Source organism: Clostridium niameyense (assembly GCF_001243045.1).
Lineage (GTDB): Bacteria > Bacillota > Clostridia > Clostridiales > Clostridiaceae > Clostridium_F > Clostridium_F niameyense.
The window spans coordinates 1448617-1474226 of the sequence record NZ_LN849007.1; the positions used below are offsets into that span (position 1 = coordinate 1448617).

28 protein-coding genes are annotated in these 25610 nt (G+C 25.4%); 3 read left to right on the forward strand and 25 right to left on the reverse strand.

The annotated features are described in order from the left end of the window. Window positions 1-123: 123 nt before the first annotated feature. The gene (locus tag BN1711_RS07840) at window positions 124-987 is read right to left on the reverse strand and encodes a DMT family transporter (RefSeq protein ID WP_050607606.1); all 864 of its coding nucleotides are present in this window, start codon (window positions 985-987) and stop codon (window positions 124-126) included. Between the two features lie 320 nt (window positions 988-1307). Between BN1711_RS07840 and gad the strand changes: the two genes are divergently transcribed. Next, entirely contained in the window at window positions 1308-2708 is a 1401-nt protein-coding gene (gad, locus tag BN1711_RS07845; protein WP_050607607.1) for a glutamate decarboxylase, read from the forward strand. A 598-nt stretch (window positions 2709-3306) separates the two neighbouring features. On the opposite strand, the gene BN1711_RS07850 is transcribed toward gad, so the two are convergent. The 18 genes from BN1711_RS07850 to dapF form a co-directional block, all read right to left on the reverse strand. Further along, window positions 3307-4491 carry a pyridoxal phosphate-dependent aminotransferase gene (locus tag BN1711_RS07850; protein WP_050607608.1) on the reverse strand — a complete coding sequence of 395 codons (1185 nt, stop codon included), beginning with the start codon at window positions 4489-4491 and terminating at the stop codon, window positions 3307-3309. Between the two features lie 1037 nt (window positions 4492-5528). Next, the gene (locus BN1711_RS07855) at window positions 5529-6143 is read right to left on the reverse strand and encodes a sugar O-acetyltransferase (RefSeq protein WP_050607609.1); all 615 of its coding nucleotides are present in this window, start codon (window positions 6141-6143) and stop codon (window positions 5529-5531) included. A gap of 519 nt (window positions 6144-6662) precedes the next feature. After that, window positions 6663-7082 (reverse strand): CD1247 N-terminal domain-containing protein, encoded by a 420-nt coding sequence (locus BN1711_RS07860; RefSeq protein WP_050607610.1) that lies wholly within the window; start codon window positions 7080-7082, stop codon window positions 6663-6665. 40 nt (window positions 7083-7122) lie between these two features. Further along, window positions 7123-7680 carry an elongation factor P gene (efp, locus tag BN1711_RS07865; RefSeq protein WP_050607611.1) on the reverse strand — a complete coding sequence of 186 codons (558 nt, stop codon included), beginning with the start codon at window positions 7678-7680 and terminating at the stop codon, window positions 7123-7125. An 89-nt stretch (window positions 7681-7769) separates the two neighbouring features. Beyond that, window positions 7770-8204 (reverse strand): type II 3-dehydroquinate dehydratase, encoded by a 435-nt coding sequence (aroQ, locus tag BN1711_RS07870; protein WP_050607612.1) that lies wholly within the window; start codon window positions 8202-8204, stop codon window positions 7770-7772. Window positions 8205-8373: 169 nt separating this feature from the next. Continuing rightward, the gene (locus tag BN1711_RS07875; RefSeq protein WP_243128232.1) at window positions 8374-8865 is read right to left on the reverse strand and encodes a shikimate kinase; all 492 of its coding nucleotides are present in this window, start codon (window positions 8863-8865) and stop codon (window positions 8374-8376) included. Window positions 8866-8906: 41 nt separating this feature from the next. After that, on the reverse strand, window positions 8907-9317 hold the full coding sequence (locus BN1711_RS07880; protein ID WP_050607614.1) for a hypothetical protein: 411 nt from the start codon (window positions 9315-9317) through the stop codon (window positions 8907-8909). Then, window positions 9317-9724 (reverse strand): hypothetical protein, encoded by a 408-nt coding sequence (locus BN1711_RS07885; RefSeq protein WP_164995937.1) that lies wholly within the window; start codon window positions 9722-9724, stop codon window positions 9317-9319. The genes BN1711_RS07880 and BN1711_RS07885 overlap by 1 nt, the downstream gene beginning before the upstream one ends. A 61-nt stretch (window positions 9725-9785) precedes the next feature. Beyond that, window positions 9786-10517, reverse strand: coding sequence for a hypothetical protein (locus BN1711_RS07890; protein ID WP_050607616.1), 732 nt, complete (start codon window positions 10515-10517; stop codon window positions 9786-9788). A 21-nt stretch (window positions 10518-10538) separates the two neighbouring features. Next, window positions 10539-10961, reverse strand: a complete 423-nt coding sequence (locus BN1711_RS07895) for a hypothetical protein (RefSeq protein ID WP_050607617.1) — start codon at window positions 10959-10961, stop codon at window positions 10539-10541. After that, window positions 10940-11377: a prepilin-type N-terminal cleavage/methylation domain-containing protein gene (locus BN1711_RS07900; protein WP_050607618.1), complete on the reverse strand. Its 438-nt coding sequence runs from the start codon at window positions 11375-11377 to the stop codon at window positions 10940-10942. Before BN1711_RS07900 ends, BN1711_RS07895 begins: the two co-directional genes overlap by 22 nt. Before the next feature lies 1 nt (window position 11378). Continuing rightward, window positions 11379-11825, reverse strand: a complete 447-nt coding sequence (locus BN1711_RS07905; protein ID WP_050607619.1) for a hypothetical protein — start codon at window positions 11823-11825, stop codon at window positions 11379-11381. After that, on the reverse strand, window positions 11806-12273 hold the full coding sequence (locus BN1711_RS07910) for a type II secretion system protein (RefSeq protein WP_050607620.1): 468 nt from the start codon (window positions 12271-12273) through the stop codon (window positions 11806-11808). Before BN1711_RS07910 ends, BN1711_RS07905 begins: the two co-directional genes overlap by 20 nt. A gap of 5 nt (window positions 12274-12278) precedes the next feature. After that, window positions 12279-12668 (reverse strand): type II secretion system protein, encoded by a 390-nt coding sequence (locus BN1711_RS12420; protein ID WP_163248591.1) that lies wholly within the window; start codon window positions 12666-12668, stop codon window positions 12279-12281. 18 nt (window positions 12669-12686) lie between these two features. Beyond that, window positions 12687-13877: a type II secretion system F family protein gene (locus tag BN1711_RS12275; protein WP_129582145.1), complete on the reverse strand. Its 1191-nt coding sequence runs from the start codon at window positions 13875-13877 to the stop codon at window positions 12687-12689. A 23-nt stretch (window positions 13878-13900) separates the two neighbouring features. After that, window positions 13901-15364 (reverse strand): GspE/PulE family protein, encoded by a 1464-nt coding sequence (locus tag BN1711_RS07920; protein ID WP_082174085.1) that lies wholly within the window; start codon window positions 15362-15364, stop codon window positions 13901-13903. 133 nt (window positions 15365-15497) lie between these two features. Then, window positions 15498-16577, reverse strand: coding sequence for a hypothetical protein (locus tag BN1711_RS07925; RefSeq protein WP_050607621.1), 1080 nt, complete (start codon window positions 16575-16577; stop codon window positions 15498-15500). Beyond that, complete coding sequence (dapF, locus tag BN1711_RS07930) at window positions 16578-17390, reverse strand: diaminopimelate epimerase (protein WP_050607622.1); 813 nt, start codon at window positions 17388-17390, stop codon at window positions 16578-16580. It abuts the gene before it with no gap. Between the two features lie 193 nt (window positions 17391-17583). Here dapF and BN1711_RS07935 point away from each other — a divergent pair, with 193 nt between their 5' ends. Together BN1711_RS07935 and truA are read left to right on the forward strand one after the other, a co-directional pair. Further along, window positions 17584-19314: an Rqc2 family fibronectin-binding protein gene (locus tag BN1711_RS07935; protein ID WP_050607623.1), complete on the forward strand. Its 1731-nt coding sequence runs from the start codon at window positions 17584-17586 to the stop codon at window positions 19312-19314. A gap of 261 nt (window positions 19315-19575) precedes the next feature. Further along, on the forward strand, window positions 19576-20313 hold the full coding sequence (truA, locus tag BN1711_RS07940) for a tRNA pseudouridine(38-40) synthase TruA (protein ID WP_050607624.1): 738 nt from the start codon (window positions 19576-19578) through the stop codon (window positions 20311-20313). 81 nt (window positions 20314-20394) lie between these two features. On the opposite strand, the gene BN1711_RS07945 is transcribed toward truA, so the two are convergent. The 6 genes from BN1711_RS07945 to BN1711_RS07970 form a co-directional block, all read right to left on the reverse strand. Then, window positions 20395-20775: a response regulator gene (locus BN1711_RS07945; protein WP_050607625.1), complete on the reverse strand. Its 381-nt coding sequence runs from the start codon at window positions 20773-20775 to the stop codon at window positions 20395-20397. Between the two features lie 152 nt (window positions 20776-20927). Further along, window positions 20928-22148, reverse strand: a complete 1221-nt coding sequence (locus tag BN1711_RS07950) for a coenzyme F420-0:L-glutamate ligase (RefSeq protein WP_050607626.1) — start codon at window positions 22146-22148, stop codon at window positions 20928-20930. Window positions 22149-22312: 164 nt separating this feature from the next. Next, window positions 22313-22858, reverse strand: a complete 546-nt coding sequence (locus tag BN1711_RS07955; RefSeq protein WP_050607627.1) for a flavodoxin family protein — start codon at window positions 22856-22858, stop codon at window positions 22313-22315. Window positions 22859-22999: 141 nt separating this feature from the next. Then, on the reverse strand, window positions 23000-24157 hold the full coding sequence (locus BN1711_RS07960; protein ID WP_050607628.1) for a DUF6398 domain-containing protein: 1158 nt from the start codon (window positions 24155-24157) through the stop codon (window positions 23000-23002). Between the two features lie 166 nt (window positions 24158-24323). Then, window positions 24324-25013, reverse strand: coding sequence for a radical SAM protein (locus BN1711_RS07965; protein ID WP_050607629.1), 690 nt, complete (start codon window positions 25011-25013; stop codon window positions 24324-24326). Between the two features lie 25 nt (window positions 25014-25038). Next, window positions 25039-25599 (reverse strand): ECF transporter S component, encoded by a 561-nt coding sequence (locus BN1711_RS07970; RefSeq protein ID WP_050607630.1) that lies wholly within the window; start codon window positions 25597-25599, stop codon window positions 25039-25041. Window positions 25600-25610: the final 11 nt, after the last annotated feature.

Sequence of the window (25610 nt, forward strand, 5' to 3'; positions counted from 1 at the left end):
TAAAATATCTATTTCAAACTTAATAAAATTATTCCTTAATTTTGAAAATAAAATAAAAGTATGTATTAGACAGGTGTCTTTTCAATACATACTTTTATCAATTATAAAATAGACTTAAAACAACTAATTTTTATTATTATTCCTGTTTTTGTTATATAAATAAACTATTATAGCCATAGCAGTTATTATAATTCCACCAATTACACTTAGTATATCTGGTACTTCCCTCCATATGAAAAATCCTATTATAGAAGAAAATACTATATTAGTATAATTATATATAGCTACTTCTGATGCAGGGGCATACTTATAGGAATAAGTTAATGAAAATTGTCCTACCGCAGCAAAAATTCCCGTCAATATTAAATATAAAAACTGTATTTTAGTAAAAGGTTTAAATTTTAATATAGTAAAAGGTAATACACCTAGTACAGAAACCAATGAAAAATAAAAAACTATGGTAGAAGGGTCTTCTCTATCTTTTAAAAATCTAACTAAAGTGTACGCTCCTCCCGCAAAAGCTGCTGATAAAAACCCTGCTAAAGCAGGTATAATACTTAAGTTTAATTGTGGTTTTATAACTAATAAGGCTCCTATAAACACCACTATCATTGATATTACCTTCATAAAAGTTAATTCTTCTTTTAAAAAGATAACTGCAAATAATGTTATAAAAAATGGTGACAGTTTATTAAGCATAGAAGAATCCGCTAGACTTAATCTGCTTATAGAATAAAAATAAAGTATCACACCTATAAGCCCTAATATGGATCTTCCTAACAAGTATTTTTGATTTTCCCTTTTTCCAAACAGAGGAGCCTTACTATTTTTCATTGCTATAAAGGCTATACATAAGCTGATAAGATTTCTAAATATAACTTTTTCCATCACAGGAATATCTCCAGCTAATTTAACCATCGCTCCCATAAAAGCAAAGCCTAGAGATGATAAAATCATATATAGTACAGCTTTAGATTTATTTTCCACAATTATTCCTCCTTATATAAAGTTTATCCTTTGTTATAATAATTAACTCAATTACTTGCACTATTATAAATATAATTATAAAACTTTTAAATTTATTAATCATATTTTTTTCTTACAATCTTATCTTTTTACTTATCTAATATAACATATCATAATATAGAAGAAAATAAACTAATTTATTTAAATTGACATTTTCATTTCAAGAAACGAATGATTTCTTTCATTTTCACTGTTATTAATGATTTTAATGGCTTTGCACTATATTTCTTTTATGCATATAATGTTATTAATGGAAATTTTAGTTTTTAGGAGGTTTTAAAATGCTATATTCTTCAGATACTAAACAACCTGATAATTATCTAACTCCTATTTTTGGTATAACCAAAAATAATTGTATAATACCAAAATATAAACTTAGTAAAAATTCTATGGCTCCTCAAGTAGCTTATCGTATGATTAAAGATGAACTTATGAACGAAGGAAATGCTCGTTTAAACCTAGCTACTTTTTGCCAAACCTATATGGAAGATGAGGCTAGTAAACTTATGGCAGAAACTTTGGAAAAAAACGCCATAGATAAGTCTGAATATCCTCAAACTACCGAAATAGAAAATCGTTGCGTTAATATAATTGCAAACCTTTGGAATGTACCTGAAAATGCAAACTTTTTAGGTACTTCTACTGTTGGTTCTTCTGAGGCTTGTATGTTAGGTGGTATGTCTATGAAGTTTCGTTGGAGGAACCAAGCAAGAAAGTATGGAATTGATATTAATAAGAGAAAACCAAATCTTGTAATTTCCTCTGGTTATCAAGTATGTTGGGAAAAATTTTGCGTTTACTGGGATGTAGAAATGCGTACAGTTCCTATAGATGACAATACTTTAAGTTTAAATATAGATAAAGTTTTTGATTATGTAGATGAATATACCATAGGTATAGTCGGCATTTTAGGTATAACCTATACTGGAAAATTTGATGATATTAAAGCTCTAGATGAAAAGGTAGAGGAATATAATAGTACACATGATATAAAAATTTTTATTCATGTGGATGCAGCTTCTGGTGGTTTATTTACTCCTTTCATTGATCCAAAGTTTTTATGGGATTTTAGGTTAAAAAATGTAGTTTCAATAAATGCCTCTGGACATAAATACGGTTTAGTATACCCTGGTATAGGTTGGGTTATATGGAAAGATGAAAAATATCTTCCTAAAGAATTAATATTTAATGTAAGTTATTTAGGTGGAAAAATGCCAACCTTAGCTATTAACTTTTCAAGATCTGCAAGTCAAATTATTGGACAGTATTATAATTTCTTACGCTTTGGTTTTGAAGGCTATAGAAAAATCCATCAGCGTACTAAGGATGTCGCTACATATATTTCAAAAGAGCTAGAAAAAATCGGGTTGTTTGAAATATACAATAATGGACAAAACCTCCCTATAGTTTGCTATAAATTAGAAAAACAAGATAATATAAAATGGAATTTATATGATTTATCTGATAGGTTAGCAATGAAGGGTTGGCAAATTCCAGCTTATCCTTTACCTAAAAATCTTGAAAATACAATAATACAAAGAATAGTATGTCGTGCAGATTTAGGCTATAATCTAGCTGAACTTTTAATAAAAGATTTTAAAACAGCCATAAACGATTTAGAAAATTCTCATATGTTATTCCATGAAAAAGATAATCAAGGAAGCTACGGATTTACTCACTAAAATAATTAAAATATATCTATATAATTTTGAAAACAAGGGTTTGATTGAAAATTATCAAACCCTTATATATTAATTTTATTTAGACTTTTTCTTTTTACTCTCCCCTACTATTTTACCAATGCTATAACCACAGAATAAAACACAAAAAATTTCAATTATATATATTATTGTTTTTAATTGTAATGGTAAAATAATAGATTCGGTAAATATCCCTAAAAAATCATAAATATGCTTATTATAAGAATTCTTAAATCCTTCATAATTATTACACCTCTTATTTTAATATGTCTATAATAAACATATACTTTATTACATTCTCTGACATTTTTTCACTATACCCCTATTTATTTCACTATAGATAATCCCAAAGCACTTTTTAATTTTTAATTATTTTCTATAAACTTAGTTATATTATCTTATCTCCATATCTTTACTTATAATCCTGTAATTATTATATTCATAAATTACTTTAATAGCTAATATAGAATTATTTTACTAGTTGTGTTATCTCATCTTAATTTTATTAAATATGTTTTATTAATCTTAAAAACCGCTAATTAATCTTAAATATTAATTAGCGGTTATATTTACTTAATTATTATTTATATTCTTTTGCAAGCTTTTCAAATGATGGCATGGAATTCTTTATTTGTTCAGTTGTAACACAATAAGATATTCTTACATAACCTGGACAACCAAAGTCATCAGCAGGAACTAATAATAACTCATGTTTTTTAGCCTTTTCGCAGAAAGCATAAGCATCTGATTCCATTGCTTTAACAAATAAATAGAATGCACCATCTGGTTTTATACATTTATAACCTAATTCAGTTAATCCATTATATAATATATCTCTATTTTTCTTATAAACTGAAATATCAGCAGTTTGACCAACACATTTTGCAACTACTCTTTGGAATAAACTTGGCGCACATACAAATCCTAGTGATCTACCTGCCCCACATACTGCAGCATATGCATCTTGCCAATCTTCCATTTCGTTAGATACGACTATATATCCAATTCTTTCTCCTGGTAATGAAAGAGATTTACTAAATGAATAGCAAACAAATGTATTATCATAGTATTTTGTTAGATAAGGAACTTCTATATCATCATAAACTAACTCTCTGTAAGGCTCGTCTGAAATTAAATATATTGGATGACCATATTCAGCTGATTTTTCTTTAAGTACCTTACAAACTGATTTAATATTTTCTTCAGATAAAATAACTCCAGAAGGGTTATTAGGAGAATTAACAAGAATAGCTTTAGTATTAGGTGTTATTGCTTCTGTTAATTTATTTATATCAATTTGAAAGTTTTCTTCATTACACTTAACCACAACAGGCTTTCCACCAGCATTTTGAATAAATACACGGTATTCAGGGAAAAATGGAGCAAAAACAATAAATTCATCCCCTGGAACAGCTAATGCTTTTAAACATATACAAAGTGAAGCTGCTGCACCCACTGTCATATATATGTTATTAGGACTCAAATTTGTAGCATATTTTTCATTAATATAATCTGAGATTGCTTTTCTAACATTAAGATCTCCTGGAGCAGATGTGTAACCATGTAAACGGATAGAATCTTCCTTTTCTAATAATTCTTTAATAGTTTCATTTACACAATCTGGTGCTGGAATGCTAGGATTTCCTAAACTAAAATCATATACATTTTCTTCACCTATTTCTTTCTTTCTAGTCATTCCATATTCAAAAATGTCACGAATTACAGAACGCTTTTTTCCAAGATTAAGCATGTCTTTTGAAATCATTTTATTTCCCCCTAAACATAATATAAATTTGAACTTATTATCTTTAATACCTTTCTATAAGATATTAGTTCCCTAAACTCTTCTAATTCTTTTTATAACTTGTTTGTAAATTTATTTAACTTCACATTCTAGCGTGGAAGTTTTGAATTTTCTGATATTTTGCAAGATATTCATACTACTTAATATTTATAAGAGAATTTACTTCCACATATAACTATATTAAGAAAGAAAAATGTGTTTTTTTATATGAATTCTATATTTGTAATATCTTTGTTATTATTATAACATATATAATAGATTTTGACTAACTTTTTTATCAATTTTTCATTAAACTTTAACAATATAAATCTATAAATAATAGTAATAATTTAAAAAATATACACTTTTTATTTTTTAAATTAAAATAATACTAATATACACTAACTAAGAAATTTATATGTTTGAAAAAATATTAAATTTATTTAATATTAGAGTAAAAAAATTAAAACCCCATAGTAAAATCCGCTTATTCAAGACAATAATCATAGATAAATATAATACTTCTATGGTATAGTTATTCAGCAATATATTAGAATTAGACATATTACTGTATTTAAAATTTATTTATTTATTCTTAAAAATAACAACTTATTATCTTTAAGGTAATATTATATATATTCTTTTATTGTTACTTATATAATAATCTTTTTGTTAAAATATTATTACAATAAACTATGAAATTATACTTTTATGAGGAACTTAGACAAATTAATAGAATATAATCAAATTTTTGTCAAGATACATGCTGTGCTACTAAGTTAATTTCAACCAATTAGTCATTTCATATAAAGAACGTTAATTAATCTTATTACCTATATATTAATCTTTAACTAATAAAATATTCTGATTCAATATTAATCATGAGTTTTTTCTATCATTTTCCAATACTTTTAACCCCTATGTCAATATCATTATATTGAAATTCATATGTTGGCGATCCATTATCTTAATTTTACATTAAATCATGAATATTAGTGGTTCTTTCGATTAAATCAAATCTAATAACTATAATCATCAATATAAAACTTATAATTTTTATAATAATACTTACGATCTTCTTCTGTAATTTGGCGAATAATCTTACAAGGATTCCCTGCTGCTATAGCATTAGCTGGAATATCCTTTGTAACAACACTTCCAGAACCAATAACAACATTATTCCCAATGTGGACTCCAGGATTTACAACAACATTTCCTCCCAGCCAAACATTATCTCCTATTATTATACCAATTCCATATTCATATCCAGAATTTCGTGAGTCGGGATGTATTGGATGACCTGCTGTATACAAGGATACATTCGGCGCAAATTGAACATTATTACCTATTATTACTTTTGCAACATCCAAAATTATGCAGTTATAATTTGCAAAGAAATGGTCCCCAATCTCAATATTTTTTCCGTAATCACAATGAAAAGGTGCTTTGATATGTACATCTATGCCCACTTTTCCAATAATATCTCTTATCAATTTATCAATTTTTTCATTTTCATCTGGCATACAATGATTATACTCATGGACCTTCTTTTCATTTTTCATTCGTTCTTCTGGTAACCCATCTAACCATGCTTTATATGGAAGACCGGCTAGCATTCTATCTTTATGATTCATAATTTTCTCCACCTTTTATTCTATATTAATATACAAAATAAAATTTATTTTACTATTTTTTATATGTTATTTTTTCATTTCCTTAAAAATATGGAATTGCTTTATCAATAATATGATACTAAAAACACCTAAAATACTTTTTATTTAATCTTATATAAACCTAATAACTATATTTTTAACTACCTAAACTGCTATTTTAATTTTTATTTCTTAACACTCATACTCTTTATATATACCACGGAACTTTTCTTCTATACGTAAAATAATATTTTTCTATAATCTTTAATATCTCATTTAAGTTTATACACTTTTTAAAAGAATTCTATTAAATTTTATACCATCTGTTACCACTTCATATATACCAGTAAATTCTTCTTCTATTACTCTTACACTCTTTTTACTCTAATAAATTCTTTATCTACTAGATTGTTATAATGATGAAGAAAAGAGCACATAAACAATAAAATAAAAAAACTATCTCTTTTAAACATTTGTTTTAAGAGATAGTTTTTATTTCAATTAATCATTATTAGTATTTTCGTGTTTAATATAATCACAGCTACAGAAATCCTCTAAGGATATATTTTCGTGGCAACTAGGACAAAATATCTTTGTCATATCTTTTAGGGCATCTTTATCAATATATATGGTCTCATTACAGTTTGGGCACTCTACCCCTATAAAGTCTTCTAAAAAATCTTCTTCTTCACAATCTTCATCATAAATGTTTTCTTGAAGTGAAAGTAAATCCGCATCAATAGTTTCTACATATTCTTGTAAAATACTTTGAGATTCCTTTATATCATTTACTTCTTCTGCTAAAGAATCCAATATATTAATAATTTCTAAAATAATTCTACCTTCTTTAGTATCCTTATTTATTTCTAGTCCATCCATAAGCCCTCTTAGATACGCCACCTTTGAAATAGTAGATTTCATAAAATCACACCCTTACAAATAATATTATCTGTAGTATAGACTAAACTCTTTCCATATATTCACCAGTTCTTGTATCTATTCTTATAACGTCTCCTTCATTTACGAATAAAGGTACAGGAACTACTGCACCAGTTTCTACAGTTGCTGGTTTCATAACATTTGTAGTAGTGTTTCCTTTTGCTCCTGGTTCTGTATGTGTTATAGCTAATTCAACAAAGTTTGGAGCTTCTACTGAGAAAGCTTCTCCTTTGAAAAATTTTATTGTAGCGAACATGTTTTCTTTTAAGAATTTTATTGCTTCTTCAACTTTATCATATTCTAATGGAATTTGTTCATAAGTTTCTTGATCCATGAAGTAATATAATTGTCCATCAGTATATAAATATTGCATTTCTTTTCTTTCAATTACTGCTTCTTGAAGTTTTGCAGTTGGGTTAAATGTTGTTTCAGTTACAGCTCCAGTGATAGCATTTTTTAATTTAGTTCTTACAAAAGCCGCTCCTTTTCCTGGTTTTACGTGTAGGAATTCAACAACTACATACACTTGTCCATCTTGTTCAAAAGTAGTTCCTTTTCTTAAATCTCCTGCTGATATCATTTATGTATCCCTCCAAAACTTAATATTCCTTTTTATATTATAACCTTTATAAGGTATTATATACCTTTTATATAAGCTATAGACAGTTTTTATTTAAAATTATTCATAATAAAATAAATAGCCATTATATAACCATAATATCCAAACCCACTTATTACGCCTACTGCACCCTCAGCTGTAATAGATTTTTTTCTGTATTCTTCCCTTTTATAAATATTGCTAATGTGCACTTCAACTACTGGTATATTTATACTTCTTATAGCATCTAATATAGCTATACTATAATGAGAATAGGCTGCTGGATTTATAACTATTGATGAATATTCTTTTTCCGCTTCACCTATTTTAGTTACTATTTTTCCTTCCTCATTGCTTTGAAAAAAATCTATATTTACTTTATCTTTGAATTCCTTTTTTATTATATTATTTATATCTTCTAAAGATAATTTACCATATACCTTAGGTTCTCTTTTTCCTAACAAATTTAAATTAGGGCCATTTATTATTAAAACTTTTTTTTTCAAAACTTAGCCTTCCTCTTTTACATATTGCACAATAATAAACATACATATTATGTTACGTACATTTTAACTCAAACAATGATATTTTATCAAAAGTTAAGTTTATTTGCAAATACTATTATAGTTAATTATATTTATTTTTTCATAAAATGCACTTATTGTAACTTTTTTCTTATAATGCACTATTAAGTTTTTTATACACCTTTATGATTTTTTCTATAGTATCATCTTCTATACTATCATTATTTACAATAAAATGAGCCTTTTTATAGATTTTCTCTCTTTCTTTATAAAGCTTGTTTAATGAATTCATCTTATCTTTTTCTAATAAAGGTCTTTTAATGTAACTATTTAAATTTCTCTTATACAAATTATGTAAACTAACCTCTAAAAATATGGTAACTCCAATATTATTTAATTTTTCAATATTATTATTATATATGGGTAATCCCCCACCTGTAGCTACTATAGTACTATTAGTATCTTTAATAAAATCTATAGCTTGTTTCTCCTTTTTCCTAAAATAACCCTCTCCATAGATTTTAAACATAGATTCTATACTAATTCCTTCTAATTCTTCTATAAGTTTATCTGTGTCTATAAATTTATAATTTAATTTATTGCTTAAAATTTGCCCTAAGGTAGTTTTTCCTGAAGAAGGCATACCTATTAAAATTATATTATTTATAAAAACCCCCCCTAACGTTAAAAATTAAATTCAAAAGTTAAATTTGTACGTAGTTGTTCCTTTTCCTTTTGAATATCAATTTCTTTCAATCTACTAAACTTCTGCTTTTCTTCTAAATTTTCTACAAATTTCTTTAAATCCTTTATATCTTTTTCGTATCTTACCCTTATATAAATTTTACTTTTTCCTCCTTCAACTTTCAATATACTTACATCATCTCTATCTTTAAACTCATTTAAAACCTGTGCATAACTACATTGTTTATTTTTATTATTATTAATTTTCTTTTCTTTATTATTTATCATATACTCCAACTTGCTTTCTTTTAAATATACATATTTATGTAATTTATAGTTTATAGTTAAAAGTGTAATAAATATAATAGTAAGTATTATACACACAATGCTATACAACTGTTTCTTTTCCATTATCTTTCCTCCAACACAAACTTAAATTCATAAATTCCATCATCTTCTTTTAAAAGATTAGTCCCTTTTATTTTTAAATTTTTGTTTTCTTCGAGATTATGTATAAAATCATAGTAACTTTTAATATAATTGCAACTAAATTCTAATTGAATATTTTTTCCTTTAACTAATATTTTATTTATTGTAATGTTGTCATCTAAAATAGACTCTATACTATTAAAACTGTTAATAGTATGCTCTTTATCATAATTAGGTATTTTATTAAATTTTTGTTTCATACTTATTTTATTAAGCTTACTATCTATTTCTTTAATAGACTTTATATTTTTTATTATGGAAAAGCCGATGAAAACACTTGCAAAAAACCATATTACACTAGCTATAATACATACCTTTTTGTATTTCAAGTAATTCTTTTCCAAATACCAATAGGGTATAAAGTTACCTTTCATTCTTATCACCTTTTTATTATCTTTTAAAACATGTGTTATACAATTTTTCATTAAAATAACCTAGATCTATAAATTCAAAATCCTTTAATTCTTCTTTCAAATTTTCTAAATTTTTAATGTTTAAAGTATATATTTTCTTATAACATTTATGTTTTTCTCCACAACATTCAAATAAAAACTTATTTAATTTTGAATTCAAGTCTTCATTTTCTTTAATCACTTCATTATTCAATATTTCATTATTTTTATAGAATATTGAATATATATATTTTTTATATTTCATTATTAATATAAAATTTTCTTCTTTTATAACTTCTTTATACTTTTCTAAAACACAAAACTGTATTAAATAAATTCCCTTTATTTTCTTATTACTTTTTAAGTATTCTTTTAATACTATATTCTTATCTATATTTACACAAAATACTAATATCTCTATATTATCTTTATTCTCTTTATGAATTTTATAATTATATAAAATATTATCTATACTATGGAACTCATATATTAACTCATTTCTTATGATTTTTTCTAATTTTCTTCCTCTTACCTTAGGTAATGTTAATAATTTTATATAAACCTCTTCTCCCTCTAAAATAAAAAATACTCTTCTCTTTTTCAAATCTACTTTTAAATTTAAAGCATCTTTATAAGACATAATATCCGTACTCTTTATTTTATTAAACATAATGTCCATAATTTTTACATTTTCTTTATCAACTTCCAAAAGAGTTTTATTGTTAAACATAAAATACACTCCCTTAAAATATTAATATTCTCTTTTATATTTTAAATTAGAATTTAGCACATTTATGCCATACACTTCCTTTTTGTAGAGCTTTGAATTCTTACAAAATTCTATAATTATATTTTTATTTTCATCAAAATAAGCATAACTATCTTCACAATACCATTTATAATCTTTATACGATTCATCTATACAAATATTTAATTTTTCTTCTGAAATTGATTCTAAATTATCATATAAACTTTTATCTATATTAGATAGTAAAACTTCTCTTTGTCTTTGTATACTACTGTCTTTTTTCAAATACTTTATTTGATTGGACGTATTTTGGAGTATAATTCCTTGCCATTTTAATAAAAATGCTGCTGTTAATATACATATATTCCCTAGAAGTAAGGCATATATAAGAATATATCCCTTTTTTACTCTTTCTTTTTTAAACATCTTTCATGTACTACACCTTTCTTATCTACAATAGTTATATAAATAACTTCTCCACTTTCATATGGACAGAAATCTTTTATATTTTTTACTATATTATTAGTATTAGAAGAATTTTTAGCTCCATAAGATATAATCACATCTCCCCTTTTGTCTTTCCTAATCCAGTCAAAGCCTTTTCCATCTGCTCTTTTAATTTTTATACATTTTCCTATAACCTTACTTTCTTGTTCACGTTCTAGTTTAAAGTCTATAAAATTAAATCCTTCATCTATATATATTTTTTCAGTAATATTTCTATATTCAGTATTATAAACTTGTAAATGTTTTATAGTTGCTTTTAAAAAATATGCTAATACTAAGCTCATAATAGATAAAGCCACTAAAAGTTCAATTATAGAAAAACCTTTTTTTCTCATATCATCTTTTATACCTACCTTTATAAAATTTACAGTCTATTTTTTTATTTTTTTCATTAAATTTATAATTTAATTGTAGATTTACTTCTAATATTTCATCCCCTAATACATCCATTTTTATATAAGGAAATGTTAATGGAACCTCATCTGTAAATATATTTTTTATATCTTTTGATTTTAAAATTTTCTCTTGTATCTTTTCATCTTTTATATAAATTTTGTTATTTTCTTGTAAAAACTTTAGCTCTTCATAAGTATTGTTATAAATCAAGTTATTTTTTATGCTCTCTAAATATGTAAAATAAACTTCTAAAGGTATTTGCTGTTTTTTTATTTTTAAAGAAGTATAAATTCCATGCAAAGAAGCATAAAACAAAATCATAAATATGGAAATGCCACACAATACTTCTACTATTACAAAGCCTTTTTTACTCTTTAATTTGAACATAAGAACTCCCTACACAAATAGTTATTTTATGTATTTTATTCATTTTATCTTTAAATTTTATAGTACATGCATCTGCTATCATACCGTTGTTATCTATATATATACTATTTAATTTTGAACTATTAGTTTCCATAATATTAAAGCCCTTTGGTACACGTATACCATATACTTTTTCAGATGTCATATAAAAATTTATATTTCTATCTTCAATATTAAAATATATATATCCTCCCATATTATTTCCTTTACAAAAGTTTCTAGAACTATTTATCAAATTTAGTATAGAGGTACTAAACTCTTTAGTTTTTATATCATTAGTAATTTTCTTATTACCTTCTATATTTATCACCACAAAACTTAATAAAATAGTATATATACTTATGTACAATATAACTTCTAAAATAGTAAAACCTTTTTTAGATCTTCCTTTTAATGTTTTTGCATACATAAAAACTATTGTTCCTTTCCATTAAGGAAAATAACTTTATTATCACTATTTGTAACTTTATATCCAGTATCATTAGCATTTACTTCTACAATATAGTTCTTATTATCACTTGCATAAGTTATATTTACACAATTCTCATCTCCAGATATATTACAACTTACACCTGTAAATTTTTTTATATCTTCTTGTAACACAGAGGTTTCAAATTTATCATCGTTTTCATTGTAGCTTGACATAGCTGCCACCTGTATTTGTTTTGCTGTACTTATAGCTTTAGTATCTTTTGCCTTTTGCTTATAGGATATAAACTTAGGTACTAAAAAGCTAGCTAATACTATTATTATGGACATAACCACCATAAGCTCAATAAGGGTAAAACCCTTTTTTCTATTCATTTTCATTACTCCTTTTCATTAAATTAATTCCATTATATTTATCATTGGAATAAACACATTTATAAACACAAAAGTTATAACAATGGCCATAAGTATGATTATTGTAGGCTCAATAAGTTTTATAAAAACCTTAAAATTATCCTGTAGCTCCTTTTGGAAAATACTACAAATATTATTAAGACTTACTTCTAATTGACCACTTTCTTCACCTATTTTTACCATAGACAAAAATAGTTTGTTTGAAAAACCAGCTTCATGTAAGGAATAATTTATATTAAGTCCTTCCTTAATAAATTCATTACATTTTTCCATTTTATCTTTTAGAACATAATTTTCACTAGTTTCAACCACTATACCTAAAGCTTTATTTATATTGACTCCCGCTTTAGTCATAATACTCATAATATTGCAAAAATTTATGATAAACATTTTCTCATAAACCCTTCCTAATATAGGTACCTTAAGTTTAGCGAAATCTATTTTATATTTTAATCTGTAATTTATATTATAAAATTTATATATTGTATAAAAACTAAATGATAACATCAAAATTAATATTAAAATATAATTAATACAATTTATTAATTTAAGTATTTTTAAAGTATTGCTTGGAATACTTCCACCTAATTCAGTAAATATGCCCATAAAATTTGGTATTACTTTATTTATTAGAAAATATAACATAAAAACAAAGATAATAATTACAAATACAGGGTACATTAGAACCGTTTTTAGCTCTCCTTTAAATTTATATTTTTTTTCATAATACTTATTTAATTCATATAATATTTCTGACACTCTACCGCTTTCTTCTCCTATATAAAGCATATTTATAAAAAAACTAGGATATATATATGAAAATTTTAAAAAACTCTCATATATACTCTCTCCATCCAATATATTATTTCTTATAGATAATAAACTAGATCTTATAGATTCCTTTTTAAAATCTAAAGCTATTATACTTAAAGCTTGTGTAATGGGAATTCCTGAATTTATTAGCATATATAATTTGTTGCAAAGCAAGGAACATTCCTTTATGGAAATCTTATTTTTAAAAGAGTTATTATATTTTTTGCGTTTTAATTTAATTAAAAAATATCCCTTTTTCTTTAGATTTTTATATAAATTCTTTGTTTCCTCCTGTCTACAAGTTCCATTTATTTTATTGCCTTTTAAATTTAAAGCCTCATAATTAAAATTAATCATTTTATACTTCTCCTATTTAAAAGTTAATATATAATTCTTTTAAACTCTTGAAAGGATGTAACACCATCTATTACTAAATCTCTACAACTACTAACTAATTTATTTTTTAATATATTTGCTTCTATATCATTGTTTTCATATAGATTTTTTATTAAATATTTTTCGTTATAACCTATATTTATATATTCATAAATTACAGTTCTTCCTAAATAACCAGTATAATTGCAATTCTTGCAGCCCTTTGACTTAAATAATAAATTTTCTCCACCTTGCAAGTTTAAAACTTCTAACTCTTCTTTGGATGCTTTATATTCACATCTGCAATAAGGACATATTTTCCTTATTAATTTTTGTGCTATTATTCCCTTTAACGCATCCGATAAAATATAAGGCTCAACACCCATATCTAAAAGTCTAACTATAGATTCTGATGCTCCATTAGTGTGTAATGTAGATAATACTAAGTGTCCTGTTATACCTGCTCTTAATGCAACTTTTGCTGTTTCCTCATCTCGTATTTCCCCTATCATAATCACATCCGGATCTTGCCGCAATACACTTTTTAAGCCTTGAAGAAATGTTAGTTTTCTTTTATAATCTACATTTACTTGATTAATACCTGGAATTGTATATTCTACTGGTTCTTCAATAGTAACTATATTTTTATGAACATCATTTATTTCATTAAGTAGGGAATAAATTGTGGTAGATTTACCACTGCCGGTAGGTCCTGTAACTAATATTACTCCATTTTGATGTTTTATCATCTTCCTAATATTTGGTATGTCTTCTTCTAAGAAACCTAGTGAATTTAAAGAAATTATTTTTTCATTTTTATAAAGTATTCTTATAACTATTTTTTCTCCATGTACTGTAGGAAGTGTAGATATCCTAAAATCTTGATGTTTTTTATACTCCTCATAAATTTTTCCATCTTGAGGAAACCTTTTTTCTGTTATATCCATATAGCTCATTATTTTTATTCTTGTACACATAAGCTTATATAATTCTTTAGATATTTTTCTGTACTCATATAACATACCATCAATTCTAAATCTTATTAAAGCATTATGTTCGAATGGCTCTATATGAATATCACTAGCTTTTTTCCATATAGCATCCTCTATAATGGAATCAGTAAGCTTTATTATAGGCGCATCCAAACTCCGATAGTCCTTTTTATTTTTCTCTATTTTCTTTATAGTTTTTAAATTTTTCAGGGACTTCTCTAGATTTTTCTTTTTGTAACAAGTTTTTAATAAATAACTTATATGGCTTTTAGAATACTTTACTATTTCTATTTCTTTCTTGCTTAGAAATCTTATTTGATTTATGGTATCTTGATCCAAGTTTCTTGCTGTAGCAATAAAAAGTTTATTTCCTATTAACTTAAAAGGTATAATACCATTTTTAATGCATATATACTCTGGTAAAGTTTCTATAGCTTTTTGTTCTATATTTTCACTATCTAAACTTACATACTCCATAATTCTATACCCCTTGCTATAATTTTATCTAGAGTATACCCACAATTTAGAAATATAAACCCTTGTACATAAAAAAATATGTACAATTTACCACTTAATTCGGCAAATTATACATATTTATTCATTTTAATTATTATTTCCCTTGTAATATATAGTACAAACTCTCGAAATCAGATAAAACATTTACAGAACCTTCTACAGGCTTATATATATATACTCCATCAGAGGAACTATTTCTATCATTATTAGAACCTATAAAATATACATTTCCTTTTTCATCTGTAGATATACCGCCTTTTACATTTACTTCAGTAGGGAAATCATAAGTTAACCTTTTTAAAACCTTATCTTTATATGATATACAATACAAACTCTTTTTTTGTTCTATATAATCATTGGCTATAAAATATATATTATGATTTTTATCTATAGTATAATCATAAGCCTGATCTATAGAATCTGATATTTTTATAAATTCATTAGTAGTTTTTTTATAATAATATAAATTACTTTTATCATTATCCCTAGATATAAAAACTACATCATCCTTTACTGGCACAATATAACTACAGTAACCTTTTATATCACCTACATAAGGTTCCTCTTTCTTCTCTCTAAAATTGTATTTATATATTTTAGATGAACCCTTTTCTTCTGGAATCATTCCATAATAAATAATTTCATCTTCATTTAGCCACTGAAATAAGTTTCCAGATATAAGTACCTTACTATTTAATTTAATTTCTTTATTATTTTCTATATCATACATTTTCATTCCTTGTGCACTATTTAAAGAATCCTCTTTAAAAGTTCTATAAGCAAGCTTAGATGCCTTAGGAGATAGTCTTATATCCGAAGCATTATAAAAATCTTCTAAGACTCTTAAGGTTTTATCTTTTATTATGCTTATTTTACTTTTATCAAGTTCTTTTCCTTTGGATACATAATTTAAATATACATATATAGATTTTTGTAAATTATATTTACCATCCATTATATTTTCTTTAATAGTTCCATTTTTAAACAAACCTTCTTCATTAGCTTCATATATATTTAAATTTTCATTTTTCTTTTCTAATAAAGTAACTTTAGAAAAATTAGGCGGCTCAATCTCTCGCTCCTTTGTATCAGCTTTTTTGGAACATCCTTGCAAATTAAATACTATAAAGATCATAAAAAAACATGTAATGCATTTAAAAATTTTCTTGAACATCTATACATCTATTTCCCCTCTAAAACAAATCTCTGCTGGTCCATCCATAAAAATTCCATCTTCAGTAATTTCTATAAATAGCTTTCCTCTTGATAAAATCACTTCCACTTTCTTATCTGTATATTTTAATAAATTAGAAGCAACTACGGATGCGCAACTTCCAGTACCACAAGCCAATGTAGGTCCTGCTCCTCTTTCCCAAGTTTTTACTTTAATCTTTTTGTCGTTAATTATCTCACAAAAATTCACATTAGTACCTTCTTTAAATATAGGTAATTTCTCTATGTACTTACCTTCCTCTACATCATATTCCCCTAATTTTCCAAATATAACTGTATGTGGCACTCCCATAAATAAAGAAGTAATTTTATATTGTTTTCCTTGTACATTTATTTCTTTGTTAATTATTTTTTCTTTACATAATTTTTCTGAATTTAAAGAGGGATTACCCATATTTATCTTAACGGATTTTACTTTTTCATTTTCTATACATAAATAAGCTTTTTTTATTCCATCTCCTGTTTCTATGGTTAAAGGATTCTCACTTACTATATGTTTTTCCCATACATATTTTGCAAAACATCTTATACCATTTCCACACATAGAAGCATAGGAACCATCTGCATTTATAATAATCATTTGTATAGATGCTTTCTTACTTTTTCTAACAAATAGCACTCCATCTGCACCTATACCAAAATGTCTATCACAAAATTTTATAGCCATGATACCTTCTTTTCCTAAGAATTCATTCTCTCTATCATCTATTACTACAAAATCATTTCCATTACCAGTCATTTTAGTAAACTCCATTACTGTCACATCCTTTTTATAAATTCTAAGATTAAGTTTACTACCATAGTTACCTAATATCAATATTAAGGTTAAAACTTTATTTTAAAAAATTTAAATGTTATACTAATATAAGTTTAATGTAGTTTTTTATAATTTAATATCCTATATTAAATATATACAATATTGTACATTTTTACAAGGAGGGTAATTTATGGCATTAGATGGAGTTTTTATATATAGTATAATTGAGGATTTAAAAAACAAATTATTAGAAGGTAGAGTAGAAAAAGTAGCTCAACCAGAAAAGGATGAAATAATTTTATCTATTAAAAATAATAGAAATACCTATAAACTTTTAATAAGTGCGAGTGCTGTTTATCCTAAAATTCATTTTACTAATATAGCTAAACAAAACCCTGTAAAGCCCCCTATGTTTTGCATGGTACTTAGAAAATACTTAAATTCTTCTAGGATTAAAAATATATATCAACTAAGTACTGATAGAGTAGTTTTTATAGATTTTGAAAGTTCTGATGAAATGGGTTTTAATAGTATTTATACTTTAGTTATAGAAATTATGGGACGTCATAGTAATATAACTTTAGTTAGAAAAAGAGATAACTTAATAATGGACAGTATAAAACATGTAACACCTGAGATAAACAGTATAAGAAGTCTTTATCCTGGTATAGAATTTGTATATCCTCCAGCTTCTTCAAAATTAAATCCTTTTGATTTTACTTTTGAGGAATTTAAAAAATATATAGAAGAAAATAACTTGAATTTTAATAAGAATATATTTTCTAATAGCTTTACGGGAGTATGCTCCATGATATCTAAAGAAATCTACTATAGAATAGTGAATGTTTATAATATAGATTTTACTTTAGAAAATTTAGAAAAGATATATTCTATTGCAGATAAAGTATTTAAGACTATAAAAAACAAAGAATTTTTGTTTACTTTATATATAGATCATAATAAAGTAAAGGATTTTTACTGTATATCCTTAGACAGTTTTAACAATTTAGAAAAAAAACAATATGAAAATCCTTCTTTACTTTTAGAAGAGTTCTATTATGAAAAAGATAAAGCTGATAGATTAAACTCTAAAAGTTCAGATCTTCAAAAATTAATACATTTAAATATTGAAAGATGCACTAAAAAAATTAAAATATTAGAAAACAATTTAAGAGAATGCGATAAAAAAGATAACTACAAAATACTTGGAGAACTTTTAACTGCTAATATTTATAATATAAAATTAGGCATGGATAAAATAAATGTTTTTAACTATTACAATAATGAATACTTGGATATAGCTTTAGATCCTAATAAAAGTTCTTCTGATAACATACAAAAATATTTTAAAAAATATAATAAACTAAAAAAGACCGAAGTAGCTGCTACACAGCAAATTAAAGGTGCTAATGAAGAATTGGATTATTTAAATTCTGTATTAACTAATATATTAAATGCAGAAAATTATGAAGATATAGAGGAAATAAAAAGAGAACTAATTGAAACGGGTTATATAAAATTTAAAAAGAAAAATAATAAGAAAATCAAAGCTTCTAAACCTATGCACTTTATATCTTCTGACGATATAGACATATATGTGGGTAAAAACAATTTTCAAAATGATTATTTAACCTTAAAGTTTGCTAATAAACATGATATATGGATGCATACTAAAAATATACCTGGTTCTCACGTTATAGTTAAAAATTTCCAACGTAATATTCCAGAAAACACTTTAGAAGAAGCGGCTGCCTTAGCAGGATATTATAGTAAAGCTAAAGATTCTACTAAAGTTGCTATAGATTATACGGAAGTTAAAAATGTGCATAAACCTAACGGAGCTAAACCAGGTATGGTTATATACTATACAAACAAAACTATATTTATAGATCCTTACAAACCTAGTTTAGAAACTAAATAATAACTTATCATAAAAGAGGTTATTAAATTATTTTTTAATAATCTTTTTTATTTTTTCTGGAATAAAAGTATAATATATTAAGAATATATTATTTGATTTTAATTTCAAGCATATATATAACTTCAATAGATATACTATTATTTATTTTATTAATTTAACATCTTATAAAAAACTTGTTTTACAGTTATAATAGTTATATTTGATATAATTATTATAAATCTTTTATAAACCATAGCAATATACTATATAAGGAGTGATTTAATGCGTAACATAAAAATGCATATACAATATGATGGTTCTAAATATAAAGGTTGGCAAATATTAAAAGATAACAATAATACAATTCAAGGTAAAATCGAACAAATTCTCTCTCTTATGACTGGAGAAGATATACATGTTATAAGTTCTGGCAGAACAGATGCTGGGGTTCATGCTAAAATGCAAGTAATCAATTTTCATACAAATTTTGAAGGTTCTATAGATTATATTTTAGATTATTGCCTTAAATATATGCCTAAAGATATTCTTGTATATGAAGCTTTTAATGTAGATGAAGACTTTCATTCTAGATATCATGTTAAAGAAAAAGAATATACTTATTATATTTGCAACAAAAAGTTTTATGATTTATTCTCTAGGAAATATAATTATAATCTTCCAGAAAAATTAGATATAGATGCTATAAAAGAAGCTTCTACTTATTTAATAGGAGAACATGATTTTAAAGCTTTTACTGCCTTAAAATCTAAAAAGAAATCTACTGTAAGAAATATATACAGTATAGATATAACTAATAGTGAAGGAAATATTTCTATTGTTTATAAAGGTAATGGCTTTTTATATAAAATGGTAAGAATATTAACAGGCACTTTAATTGAAGTTGGCTTACATAATCTATCTCCTTTAGATATAGAAAAGGCACTTAAATCTAAGGATAGATTTAAAGCAGGTTCTGCAGCTCCTGCCCATGGACTTTTTATGACTAATGTTAAATATTAAAAAAATAAGGTATCACAGAATTTAAGTGGTACCTTATTTTAAGCTTACAATTATAATATTCATTTAATTTTCAACATTCAACTAAGATAATACTTTTTCAACTAATTGAATCAACTTATTCTTAACCATTTCTTTTCTTATAAAATATGATGCTCCAAGTGCTTCGCAAACTCCCGATTCATTTAAAAAATTATCTTTTCCCCCATCTGTAAGTACAATAGTTTTTACATCACTATACTCTCTACCTAATTCTACTATAAGTTCTAATCCACTTTTTCTAGGCATATATATATCTGTTATTATTAAATCTATATTGCCAATTTTCTTATATTCTTCAATTCCTTCTTGTCCATCGCAGGCTTCATATACTTTATAATTTTTTTCTTCTAAAATGGTTTTTATAAAGCTTCTAACGCTAGCAACATCATCAATTAATAATATATTTTTTTTACCTATACCCATAAATCCACTTCCCCCTTTATATAAAATAAAACCATTTATTTAGATAATATTTTACAAATTAACAACTAATTACTACATATATTATATTGGTTATAACCATAACTTTCAATATTTAATCTATTATAATTTACATTAAAAGAGTAGCATATCTGCTACTCTACTGAATAATTATCAAAATATCCTTGTATTAATACTATTGGTGTTCCTTTGTCTCCGCTGCCACTAGTTAAATCACATAAACTTCCTAAAAGATCTGTAATTTGTCTTGGAGTTGTACCTAATTTCTCTCCTTCAGAGGTTTTTTCCTTGGATTTATCTAATATTTTCTTTTTCATAGCTTCTGCTATATCCTCACCACTTAAATTACTAAGCTCATTATCTGCAATATATTTTAATTTAATTTCATTAGGAGTACCTCTAAGTCCTTCGGTATATCCTGGTGATACTACTGGATCTGCAAGTTCCCATATTTTGCCCACTGGGTCTTTAAAAGCCCCATCACCATAAATCATTACCTCAACATTTTTTCCAGTTTTATCTTTCATCTTCTTTTGAATAGATTGTACCATTTTTTCACAATCCCTTGGGAACAATTTTAATTTAGTATCTGTGGCTAAATTAGAACCCAAAACTCCATAGTCCTTATTAAATCCGCTTCCATTTATAGAATTATTTAAAATTTCATCTAAACCATATACAGATTTAGCCCCTGCTTTTTTAAGTAATCTCTTAGTTCTATTTCTCTCATGAATATTAGCAACTAATACTTCCTTGGTATATTTTAATGCTACTCTTGGATCATTAGCTAAAATCACTTCAATGTTATCATTTATAGCAATATCCTTATACATTTGTACATAATCTATTCCTGTAAATGGATGTGAAACTTTTTCACCAAATATTTCTCTATATCTTTTTTCTGTTAAAACATCTGTAAATGGATTTATTTCAGCTTCATCCATTTTATCAACATCCATTAAGTGATTACCAACCTCATCACTTGGATAATTTAAAATTAAATATATCTTTTTTCCTGTCATAGCAAGGCCTTTTAATATTAAAGAAAATCTATTTCTACTTAATATTGGAAAAACTACAGCAAAATCTCCTTGAAATTTTTTGTTAGCATCTGAAGCTATATCCTCTACAGAAGCGTAATTTCCTTGTGCTCTTGCAACTAAAGATTCTGTTACTCCTATTACATCTTTATCATTAATTGAAAATTTCTCATTTTCAGCAGACCTTAATACTGATTCTACTACTATATTAATTAAGTCATCTCCCTGTTTTACAATAGGAGCTCTTACACCTCTAACTGTAGTACCTATTGTTCTTACTACATTGCCACATTCCTTTTTTAAATTTTTGTTCATTTAAGACCATCCCCTACTATTTGTTTTGCAATATAAACACGAACATTATTTATATAAAGGTTACTAAGATACGTATTTATTGCTACTTACAATGATATTATAGCATTAATTATTAATAGTTCATAGGTTTATTAGGAAATTTATATACCACAATAAGGTAATTTTTATTCCATAACTTCTACTAGATACGCTACGTTTTCTGAAAATCTTTTAACAGTTTTCATTCCCTCTTCATCCTTTAGAGCATCTCCAGATTCTTTTCCAAAAACTATGTTCCAATAAGTTGATCCTGGAACAATCATATCATTTATAAGATAAAACATCATCATTTCTTGAATTGTAGATGTGTGTCCTCCACGTCTTGCAACAGCTATTGGTCCCCCTACCATTCTTGATAAGAAATTCCCTTGTTTTTTTGATGCCATAGCAATTTTTTGAAGGGCAGTCATAACCTCAGCTCTTGCTGTTCCCCAATAAACTGGTGATGCTACAATAAGACCTTGAGCGTCTTTAATCTTTTTAATTATTGTTTCAAATCCATCATCAGAGTCTTCAGTAGAATTCATTGTATCTATTAAATTCATTCCTGCAATTGAAACTACTTCAGCTTCAACTCCATTTTCCTTAATAACCTTTGCACATTCATTAAGTATTTGTATACTATTTCCTTCAGCATTAGGACTTCCACTTAGTAATATTACTTTTTTCATATTAAATCTTCTCCTTCATTTTTTATAATTCAATCCATACTATGAATTTATAATAATCTATTATTCCATATATCATTATTTTCTACATAAATGTTATTATTTCCTTTAAATCTTATATAGCTTCTATAGATTTAAGTCCTGTTACTCTTTAAAACCTTCAAGCCATTTTATAGCTCCATCTACCTTTTCCCATATACTTAAACACTCATAAGCATAAAACATAGCTTCTCTTTCATCTCCTATACCTACATAGATTGGTAAAAATTCTGAAACTTTTTTATTTCCTATTATATAATCTGGTACATAAGGATTTGCCTCTATGGCTTCCTCTAATATTAAATTTGCTTTATGTATTTTTCCCATTTTAAAATTTAATAAAGCTTTATTATAAATTACACTTGCAAAATAATCTTCTTTATAACGTTCTAATATCTTTTCTGCACATCTATCGTCATCTTGAATAATTAACCACTTTACTAATACTGTTCTTACTCCTTGATTATCATCTGGATTAAGATTTAACATTTCTTTTAAATGCTCTATAGCTTTTTCTCTCTCACCCATATTCCATAGTAAATAAGCTAATTCAAACTTTGCCATCATATATGGTCTTGTTTCATACATTTTCCAGAACTTGCCTTTGCATTTTTCAAAGTTTCTTTTTCCTATTATATTTTTAGCTACTATTAATGCCTCTTCTAATAACTTCTCTCTCTCTTCATTTTTAATATCATCCTCTGCTGCAAGTAAAATATATGCCTCTACACATTTTTTAGATATATCTAAAGCTTCTCTTGCTAATTCTATTCTATTTTCGTGTGTTTCCATACCCCAAGCTTTATGAATTATATTTTGAGCTATTTTTAAATTTTCTCTTTCTTCTCTACGTTGCTTTTTAGCCTCATCAAAGCATATAACCTTTTGCTTTAAATCAGTTTTTAAATTCCACTGACTATAAGAATATTTATCTTTTATAAAGTCTCTAATTTCATTAGATTTATATAAAACTTCACTATTATCTACATCAAATATTCTATATAAATCTTCTAGTTTTATACATTCTGTACCGTTAAATAATGAATTTATCACACCTAAAACATATACTATAGAACATGCACATAAATTACTTTTAGAATTTAAAATAATAGATGGATTTTCTTCACATAATACTGAACATAATTTTTTACAAAGTTTATTATATTGTTCATTGAAATATTTATTACAAAACTTTTCTATTATTTTAATAATCTCACTATACTTATCTTTTATATTTTCAGATATTTCCTTATCCTTATACATAATATGTATCCCCTTTTATAAAATTCGAATAAATTGTATTGTTAACCTTAGTATATATCAATCAATATTATTTTTAAACCAATAATTATTAATCCTCTACTTAAATTTATATTAATTTTTCTTAAAAATAAGACTAGCCAAAATCTTATTTTAGCTAGTCTTATTTTTAATCCCCTACTCCAAAATCCGTATTGTTATATAATACTTCTATATTAGAGTTTTCATTTAAAAAACTATATTTTTCCTTAAACCAATTTACTAACTCCTCATCTCTTTCAAGGGATGTACTATTTTCTACAAATACATTTATAGTGGCATGATTAAAATTATTCAAAACTATATTAATATCTTCATCTATTTGCTTTTTACTCTGCCCCTTTATACCTACCATAATACATGGTGAATCAAAATATTGTTTTAATTCTTCTACGGTTTTAAATTTTGCATTTTTATTTAAAAACTCATTTCTAAATTTATAATCAAAAGTCTCTACCCCTATTTTAAATATTATAGGAATCTTAAAGTATTCTCTCATTTCCTTTATTTTACCTTTATAGCACCAATGGCTTTCTAAAAATAAAACTTCTATAGATTTTTCCTCTATAATCTCTTTAATTCTTTCTAAGGTTTTCTTAGGAAGTTCAAAACAACTGCCAGAATTAATAACCTCTAAAACTTTATACTTTCCTGTTATATTTTTTAATACTTGAAAATTAATTTTATTTATCTCCTCTTCTGAAGTTGAATTATCTAATATATAATCACAAAAGGTACATTTTCCCCAAACACAAGGAAATCCTTTTAAAAGAACTATTTCTCTCTTAAATTTACTTTCTATAACACTATATCTATTCATCTTATTACTCCTTAGTTTATATTTACTATAACTCTTTTATAAGCTTTTGTTTTAGTGTAGTTGGAAGTGCATTTACTACAGGTACTACTAATGACACTGATAAAAATCTATCTACGTAATCTATTAAAAATTGAACTGTAAATACACTTAAAACCTTATTAAGCCCTAAATTATACAATAATATTACTATATAAGAAGAACTAGAAGATGTAATTCCTCCAAAAATAAAAGCTGCAATAACAGCTCCTGTAAAAGCTGAAACTATAGAAATTAAAAAAACACCTAAGAATCTTTTCTTTCCTTTCATATATCCTTTTTTAAAAATTATAGCTGATAGTAATGCTACAAAAATTTGGACTGGAGCAAAATATAATGAATATATATCAAAAGTTACCCCACTTACTAAAGAGCTTAATATTCCTGTGGCCGCACCATAAATAGGTCCTATTAAGGATGAAATCATTATAGTTCCTAAAGAATCCATAAGAATAGGAATTTTCAAACTATAAGCTATAAGTGTACCTATAACATTCAATGCTACTCCTAATCCAACAGCACTTACTTTATAAGAAGAGACCTTATTCATAATATCTTCCC

What these genes read in the sequence shown, in the direction of transcription:
- gad (WP_050607607.1), top strand. Translation starts at nt 1,308, where the DNA reads ATGCTATATTCTTCAGATACTAAACAACCTGATAATTATCTAACTCCT.
- BN1711_RS07850 (WP_050607608.1), bottom strand. Translation starts at nt 4,491, where the DNA reads ATGATTTCAAAAGACATGCTTAATCTTGGAAAAAAGCGTTCTGTAATT.
- BN1711_RS07855 (WP_050607609.1), bottom strand. Translation starts at nt 6,143, where the DNA reads ATGAATCATAAAGATAGAATGCTAGCCGGTCTTCCATATAAAGCATGG.
- BN1711_RS07860 (WP_050607610.1), bottom strand. Translation starts at nt 7,082, where the DNA reads ATGAAATCTACTATTTCAAAGGTGGCGTATCTAAGAGGGCTTATGGAT.
- efp (WP_050607611.1), bottom strand. Translation starts at nt 7,680, where the DNA reads ATGATATCAGCAGGAGATTTAAGAAAAGGAACTACTTTTGAACAAGAT.
- BN1711_RS07875 (WP_243128232.1), bottom strand. Translation starts at nt 8,865, where the DNA reads ATGCCTTCTTCAGGAAAAACTACCTTAGGGCAAATTTTAAGCAATAAA.
- BN1711_RS07880 (WP_050607614.1), bottom strand. Translation starts at nt 9,317, where the DNA reads ATGGAAAAGAAACAGTTGTATAGCATTGTGTGTATAATACTTACTATT.
- BN1711_RS07890 (WP_050607616.1), bottom strand. Translation starts at nt 10,517, where the DNA reads ATGTTTAACAATAAAACTCTTTTGGAAGTTGATAAAGAAAATGTAAAA.
- BN1711_RS07895 (WP_050607617.1), bottom strand. Translation starts at nt 10,961, where the DNA reads ATGTTTAAAAAAGAAAGAGTAAAAAAGGGATATATTCTTATATATGCC.
- BN1711_RS07900 (WP_050607618.1), bottom strand. Translation starts at nt 11,377, where the DNA reads ATGAGAAAAAAAGGTTTTTCTATAATTGAACTTTTAGTGGCTTTATCT.
- BN1711_RS07905 (WP_050607619.1), bottom strand. Translation starts at nt 11,825, where the DNA reads ATGTTCAAATTAAAGAGTAAAAAAGGCTTTGTAATAGTAGAAGTATTG.
- BN1711_RS07910 (WP_050607620.1), bottom strand. Translation starts at nt 12,273, where the DNA reads ATGTATGCAAAAACATTAAAAGGAAGATCTAAAAAAGGTTTTACTATT.
- BN1711_RS12420 (WP_163248591.1), bottom strand. Translation starts at nt 12,668, where the DNA reads ATGAATAGAAAAAAGGGTTTTACCCTTATTGAGCTTATGGTGGTTATG.
- BN1711_RS12275 (WP_129582145.1), bottom strand. Translation starts at nt 13,877, where the DNA reads ATGATTAATTTTAATTATGAGGCTTTAAATTTAAAAGGCAATAAAATA.
- BN1711_RS07920 (WP_082174085.1), bottom strand. Translation starts at nt 15,364, where the DNA reads ATGGAGTATGTAAGTTTAGATAGTGAAAATATAGAACAAAAAGCTATA.
- BN1711_RS07925 (WP_050607621.1), bottom strand. Translation starts at nt 16,577, where the DNA reads ATGTTCAAGAAAATTTTTAAATGCATTACATGTTTTTTTATGATCTTT.
- dapF (WP_050607622.1), bottom strand. Translation starts at nt 17,390, where the DNA reads ATGGAGTTTACTAAAATGACTGGTAATGGAAATGATTTTGTAGTAATA.
- BN1711_RS07935 (WP_050607623.1), top strand. Translation starts at nt 17,584, where the DNA reads ATGGCATTAGATGGAGTTTTTATATATAGTATAATTGAGGATTTAAAA.
- truA (WP_050607624.1), top strand. Translation starts at nt 19,576, where the DNA reads ATGCGTAACATAAAAATGCATATACAATATGATGGTTCTAAATATAAA.
- BN1711_RS07945 (WP_050607625.1), bottom strand. Translation starts at nt 20,775, where the DNA reads ATGGGTATAGGTAAAAAAAATATATTATTAATTGATGATGTTGCTAGC.
- BN1711_RS07950 (WP_050607626.1), bottom strand. Translation starts at nt 22,148, where the DNA reads ATGAACAAAAATTTAAAAAAGGAATGTGGCAATGTAGTAAGAACAATA.
- BN1711_RS07955 (WP_050607627.1), bottom strand. Translation starts at nt 22,858, where the DNA reads ATGAAAAAAGTAATATTACTAAGTGGAAGTCCTAATGCTGAAGGAAAT.
- BN1711_RS07960 (WP_050607628.1), bottom strand. Translation starts at nt 24,157, where the DNA reads ATGTATAAGGATAAGGAAATATCTGAAAATATAAAAGATAAGTATAGT.
- BN1711_RS07965 (WP_050607629.1), bottom strand. Translation starts at nt 25,013, where the DNA reads ATGAATAGATATAGTGTTATAGAAAGTAAATTTAAGAGAGAAATAGTT.
- BN1711_RS07970 (WP_050607630.1), bottom strand. Translation starts at nt 25,599, where the DNA reads ATGAATAAGGTCTCTTCTTATAAAGTAAGTGCTGTTGGATTAGGAGTA.